Annotated in this window: 6 protein-coding genes; all 6 read right to left on the bottom strand. The window is 55.8% G+C overall.

The window, feature by feature from the left end:
- Positions 1–547: 547 nt before the first annotated feature.
- Positions 548–706: a FeoB-associated Cys-rich membrane protein gene (locus DW806_RS14320; RefSeq protein WP_243022778.1), complete on the bottom strand. Its 159-nt coding sequence runs from the start codon at positions 704–706 to the stop codon at positions 548–550.
- A gap of 31 nt (positions 707–737) precedes the next feature.
- The gene (feoB, locus tag DW806_RS14315) at positions 738–3,251 is read right to left on the bottom strand and encodes a ferrous iron transporter B (protein ID WP_118730376.1); all 2,514 of its coding nucleotides are present in this window, start codon (positions 3,249–3,251) and stop codon (positions 738–740) included.
- A 257-nt stretch (positions 3,252–3,508) separates the two neighbouring features.
- Complete coding sequence (locus DW806_RS14310) at positions 3,509–3,730, bottom strand: FeoA family protein (RefSeq protein WP_110435064.1); 222 nt, start codon at positions 3,728–3,730, stop codon at positions 3,509–3,511.
- Positions 3,731–3,751: 21 nt separating this feature from the next.
- Entirely contained in the window at positions 3,752–3,961 is a 210-nt protein-coding gene (locus DW806_RS14305; RefSeq protein ID WP_188885631.1) for a FeoA family protein, read from the bottom strand.
- Positions 3,962–4,526: 565 nt separating this feature from the next.
- On the bottom strand, positions 4,527–4,958 hold the full coding sequence (locus DW806_RS14300; protein ID WP_116704598.1) for a flavodoxin: 432 nt from the start codon (positions 4,956–4,958) through the stop codon (positions 4,527–4,529).
- 56 nt (positions 4,959–5,014) lie between these two features.
- Positions 5,015–5,575: a DUF3793 family protein gene (locus tag DW806_RS14295; protein WP_117492742.1), complete on the bottom strand. Its 561-nt coding sequence runs from the start codon at positions 5,573–5,575 to the stop codon at positions 5,015–5,017.
- Positions 5,576–6,480 lie beyond the last annotated feature (905 nt).

Genomic DNA, 6,480 nt, shown 5'->3' with positions numbered 1-6,480 from the left:
GATTTTTTCTTCCGTGTCTTTCTCAACCTATTCGCAGTGTCGGATACCGTACTGCTACACATACGGTTTACTTCCAGCAGGGCGCGGCATAGCAGTGCCGCACATGCCGTTTTCAAGTGCAAATCAGCTACAACCGCAGGATTGAGATAACCTGCACCGGTAAAACTATTGCGCGGCACTGTTATGCCGCGCCTGCGCAGACCCAAATTGGATGTGGCAGTACGGCAGCCGAAATGCGGAAAGGTGTTATACCACGCGGTAGTAAAAATCCTCTGCCGTTCCCCTTTTCCTGCTTACGCAGTCTACCATCTGCACCCAAGCCCTTGAGGGAAAAGGGGAGATTCACAAGAGGGTGGAAAACCGTAGGTTGTCTACCCTCTTGTGCGCCCGCCGCGCGTAGCGGCACTCCCCGTCGTGGTTCACGGCAAAACTCTCCGCCCGGAAAGGACGAACCGCAAAAGCTCTGCCTGCGAATCCCTGTCCGAGAGTACGATCTTAACGCAAAAAACCGTCCGGCACCAGAGTGCCGAACGGTTTAGAGAGGTGTTTACTTTTTCTTGTCCGGAGGCGCTGTGTGATGGCAGGCACCGCCGCAGTGGGCGCAGTCGCCGCTGCAGCCGACGGACTTCTTGACGAAGACCGAACGGACCGCGAAGAACACGACAGCCGCTACGATCAATACCAGAATGATATCACCAATACTCATGGTTAAAGCCTCCTTTCAAATCCGAAAGAAATCAGTTGGCGTCCACACTCATGCGGCGCAGGCCCTCGGTGGAGTCAGCCTTGGCCGGCTTGCGGAACAGCAGGAAGATGATCAGCGCGATGAACGCGATGGCAACGACCGTGCCGATACCGAAGGTCAGCTCGCCGGTGATCAGACCGCCGATCTGATAAATGATGGTGGATACAACGTAAGCGTAAGCACACATGTAGCCGATGGCCAGTGCGGTCCACTTGCCGTTGTTCATCTCACGCTTGATGGCGCCCATTGCCGCGAAGCACGGTGCGCACAGCAGGTTGAATGCCATGAACGCATACGCGCCGACCTGCGTGAAGTCAGCAGCCAGCTCGCTCCAGATCTCGGAGCCGTCCTCGGCAACCTCGCCGACGAAGTGATACAGCTGACCGAAGGTAGCAACAACGTTCTCCTTTGCGACCAGACCCGAGATGGTGGCAACGGCGGATTTCCAGGTGCCGAAGCCCGGCAGCGTGAAGATCGGAGCGATCACAGTGCCGATGCGCGCCATGATGGAGTTGTCGATATCGGATACCGCGCAGAACGCGCCGCCTTCCCAGCCGTAGCCGAGGGTGAACCACATAAAGATGGTGGACAGCAGGATGACGGTGCCTGCCTTCTTGATGAAGGAGGAGCCGCGCTCCCACATGGAGCGGAATACGTTGCCTGCGGTCGGAACGTGGTAGCTCGGCAACTCCATGACGAACGGAGCCGGGTCGCCGGTAAAGATCTTGAACTTCTTGAGCATGATGCCCGAGATGATGATGGACAGCACGCCCAGAACGTATGCGGAGAATGCGATGGTGCCGGAGCCGCCAAAGAACGCGCCTGCGAACATTGCGATGATCGGCAGCTTAGCGCCGCACGGTACGAAGCAGGTGGTCATGATGGTCATGCGGCGGTCGCGCTCCTGCTCGATGGTACGAGAAGCCATGACAGCCGGTACGCCGCAGCCGGAGCCGATCAGCATCGGGATGAAGGACTTGCCCGAAAGACCGAACTTGCGGAAGATACGGTCCATGATGAACGCAACACGCGCCATGTAGCCGCAGTCCTCGAGGATAGCGAGGAAGAAGAACAGGATGAGCATCTGCGGAACGAAGCCCAGAACCGCGCCGACACCGGCAACGATACCGTCCATTACCAGGCTGTAAACCCAGCCGTCCTCGTTAACGCCCATGGAAGCGAACAGCTTCTCCAGCAGCACCGGAATACCCGGCACCCATACACCGAAATCAGCCGGGTCCGGCTCCTCGGCGGTCATGGTCTCCTCGAAAGTCGCAAGAGTAACGTCCTCGGTGGTAACCTCACCGGAGTCCTCGTCCTCGAACTCGGCAGTGCCGACAACCGATGCAGCAGCCGGGTCTGCCTCGATAGCAGCAGCTGCGTCAGCGATAGCGGTCTCGTCAGCCTCTTCGGCCTCGAGCGCCTCGGTCAGCGCAGCGGTGTCGATGCCGGCCTCGTCGGCAGCCTCGAGCCATGCGTCGCGGCGGGTGATCTGGTCGTCGTACTCGGCGGTTGCTTCCTCATAATCAGCAGCGCCGATGGTGAACAAATGCCAGCCGTCACCGAACACACCGTCGTTCGCCCAGTCGGTGAAGATGCCGCCCGCGGTGGTTACGGAAACGTAGTAGACCAGCCACATGACCAGTGCGAAGATCGGCAGAGCGAGGATTCGGTTGGTAACAATGTGGTCGATCTTATCCGAGGTGGACAGACCGGTCTTTTTCTTCTTTACACAGTCCTTGACCAGCTTGCCAATGTACTGATAGCGCTCATCGGTGATGATGGACTCCGCGTCATCGTCAAGCTCCTCCTCAACGGCGGTGATGAGCTTCTCGATCTTGTCCTGCACGTCCTTGCCGAGGGTGAAGCGCGCCTGCACCTTGCTGTCGCGCTCGAACAGCTTGACAGCGAACCAGTGGCGCTGTGCCGGCTCGGTAACGTCTGCAATCAGCTTTTCGATCTCGTTTACCGCATTTTCAACGGTGTCGGAGAACTTGATGCGAGCCGGAGCCTTGCCTTCCTTGGCAGCCTTCTTTGCCGCCTCGACCAGCTCCTTGGTGCCCTCTCCCTTGATGGCTGCGGTCTCAACGACCGTAACGCCCAGTTCCTTGGACAGCTTCTTTACGTCGATCACGTCGCCGCGCTTCTTGACGATATCCATCATGTTCAGCGCCGCAACGACCGGAATGCCCATCTCGAGCAGCTGGGTGGTCAGGTACAGGTTGCGCTCGATGTTGGAGGCATCCACCAGATTCATGATGGCCTGCGGCTTCTCATTTACGAGATAATCACGCGCAACGACCTCCTCCAGCGTGTACGGAGAGAGGGAGTAGATACCCGGCAGGTCGGTGATCAGGACTTCCTTGTCGCCCTTGAACTTGCCTTCCTTCTTTTCCACGGTAACACCCGGCCAGTTGCCGACATACTGGGTCGCACCGGTCAGATCGTTAAACATCGTGGTCTTGCCGCAGTTCGGGTTGCCGGCAAGTGCCAAACGAATTGACATGTTTTTTCCCCTTTCTAAGGATCAGTGAGCACGGAATAATTAGTGTACGCTAACCCCTATGTAAAAAAATTTAACGAGTTTATTCGCCTGCTGACGGCTTTCTGTTCGTGCGTCAGCACGCATAAAATCGGATTTGCAGCGCAAATCCATAAATTCCGGGAGCATGTATCACGGAATTTATACAAGGGACGAAAAAATGTGCCCAAAGGGCGCGGTTTTTCGTCAGCCCTCGATTGAAACCGTGGTTTCAATCGAAATCAGTCAACCTGAATCATCTCAGCGTCTGCCTTGCGAAGCGACAGCTCGTAGCCGCGGACGGTGATCTCAACTGGATCGCCCAGCGGCGCTACCTTGCGGACATAGATCTCCGCACCGCGAGTGATGCCCATATCCATGATGCGGCGGCGGGTTGCACCCTCGCCCTCAATCTTGCGGACGGTTACGGTGGCGCCGACCGGCGTGTGTCTCAGATTGCTCATTTGCGTTTGCCCCCTTTGCAATTAAACCATAATGCGCGAAGCCATCTGCTCGGAGATTGCGACGCGCGCATCCTTCACGTTTACGATCACGTTGCCTGCCAGAGAAGACACAACAGTGACCTTTGCGCCCTCGACAAAGCCGAGATTCTGCAGGAACTTTCTCGTCTGGTCTTTTCCTCGAATGGTCTTTACGGTGGTCTCTACACCAACATCCATTAACGTAAGCGGCATAATGGTAATCCTCTCCTTTTCTGTAATCTCTGCGCGAAAAAAAGTGTTTTGTATCAGGTTAGACCGCTCTAACCTATTTATCATTTGAAGTTTACACCAGCTAACCTTTTGTGTCAATACGGAAAAAACAAGTTTGTTAAAGCTAACTAATCTGCACAGAGTTTGCCGCGGCTAATTGTGCAGTATGCTGTCGCTAACTGCCGGTTTCCGCCGGACAGGAGGAAGCCCGCGGCCATTGTTCCGGATGACCGCGGGCTCATACTACCCTGCTATACCGGGCAGTATGCCATGGGGTTTCCCCGGGGACAAGAAAGGATATTTGTATCATAGCGGACGCCGCTGCCGACCAGCCTTTTCCGCAGATAGGAGGAAGCCCGCGGCCATTGTTCCGGATGACCGCGGGCTCATGTTATGTTTTGACATACCGGGCAGTATGCCATGGGGTTTCCCCCGGGACAAGAAAGGATATTTGTATCATAACTGATACCGTCGTATCAGTTACGACCGTGAGAAATTGTTTCGGCGCTGCGCGCAGGTATGCACACGCCGCAAGAGAAAATCTAATTTAGAATGCTGCGAAGCCCTTGCCGAACTCCTTGCACTTTGCGATGCCGTCGTCGTCCGGGGTTTCGTTGAGGATGAGACCCTCATCGGTGTAGATGACAGCGTTTGCGTCGTTGGTACGCTGTACCCAGTCACGCATCCACTGGCCGTCGCCCCAGCCGTAGGAGCCGAACAGCGCAACCTTCAGGCCGGAAATCTTGCTCTCCAGCTCGGTGAAGAACGGGTCGAACTCGGTCTCCTCGAGAACCTCAGCACCCATTGCCGGGCAGCCGAGAGCGATCTTTGCGTACTTAACAGCGTCAGCCGGGGTGGTGTCCGCAACGTTCAGTACGTCAACTTCCATGCCGCCCTCGCGGATGCCGTCTGCGATTGCGTTTGCCATCTGCTCGGTGTTGCCGGTCTGGCTCCAGAAAATAACTGCTGCTTTGCTCATGATAATTTTGCTCCTTCGCATGTATTGTTCTATATTTGTAGTTCTATCGAGTTATGCTATGCTGCAAACACTTCAAAAAGGGTTTCGCCCTTGTCAACGCGTCTGGTCACAGCGCGGCATACCCGCGATAGGCGGTCAAACAGTCGGGATGCCGCCTCGGCATCGCCGTACACCTTCCAGAGACCGCTTAATTTGCAGCCCTTTCCGGCGTATCGAATAAAGCCCACAACGTCCTCGATCGGGTATCCGAGGAACAGTCCGATCTCGTGCGGAAAGTCCTTGGACATGGCGATGCGGCGCTTGAGATTGCGCAGCAGAACATCGAGCGGCTGACCGACCGGGTACGCAAAGTGCCGGAGCACATGCTGCACCTGCGGGTCCGCCATGCGGCGTTCAAGCTGCGGCTTGTTGTATACCAGCAAGAGGAAGCGTGCGCTGCAGGCGCAGACGATCTCGAAGTGAATCTCTCGTGCTGCGAAAGCATTGCGGTATTCGCTGAGCCGCTGCGGCAGATCGGGATATAAATTCCGGTCGCACGACACCAGACTTGCCGGTTTGATGCCCGCCAGTGTCGGCGAGCAGTAGGTTGCTAAAAGTCGATCCAAGCCATTTTGCATTGCTGATGCACCTCCCGTTTACAGTATTTCCGGTCTGTACGTTTGGTATGCGGTTTTCCCGAACAGCGCGGCTGCGGTTAGCCATTCAGCCGCGCAATGCCTTAACGGTTTTGTTCGGAATGATGCGCAAAATACAGAGGAAGCTGTTTCTTTTATAACTTTTCAGCACGTTCCCGTTCCGTGAGGAAGCGTGCCGGTCAACGGGGCGTATCAGTAAGCCTCGGCTAACCATGTATATAAGTTAGCATATCCTAACCAATATGTCAAGCACTTTTTCGAGAGAAATTTTCGGCTGAATTCCGTGTGGTTAGGTTTTGCTAACTATACCATTCGGATAGGCGTTTTCTCAGCGTGAGAATGGGCGTTTTTCTGTCTTTTCGGCAGGGAAAATTTTTTCGGGATTTCCCGGATTTTCTGCACCGGCTGACCGGGGTGCGCGAACTGCCGCAGGCGGGTTCGCCCTGACGGGCGGCTCTTTTTTCTGCATCGATTGTGCGGGGTGCTCGAACTGCGTCAGCGAGTTCGCCCTTTCCGGGCGGAGAGTTTTTCGCTGAACCTCAGCGGGAGGATTCGCCGTCTGCGGACGGCGGGAGCGTTGCGGCGCCCGCCGCGGGGGGGCAAAGAGGAAGGACAACCTGCGGTTTTCCTTCCTCTTTGAACTCCTACCTTTCCCTTGCTTCCTAATCTGGCGCAGATTCCCTATATGTGACCGCTTCGAAAATAGGAACGGCAGTCGGGTTTCCGCAGCGTGTCTTTCTCCGCCTTTTCGCAGTTCACAGACAGCGTACTGCTACACATATGGGCAACTCTACGCAGGGCGCGGCATAGCAGTGCCGCGCAATTCGTGAGCGCGTTGTAATAGACAGCACCTACGAGGATAAATTATACCAGACATCTAAATTCGT

This window comes from Butyricicoccus sp. AM32-19, assembly GCF_003480365.1.
Classification (GTDB): domain Bacteria; phylum Bacillota; class Clostridia; order Oscillospirales; family Butyricicoccaceae; genus Agathobaculum; species Agathobaculum butyriciproducens.
This window is presented reverse-complemented; position numbering and strand designations above follow the sequence as displayed.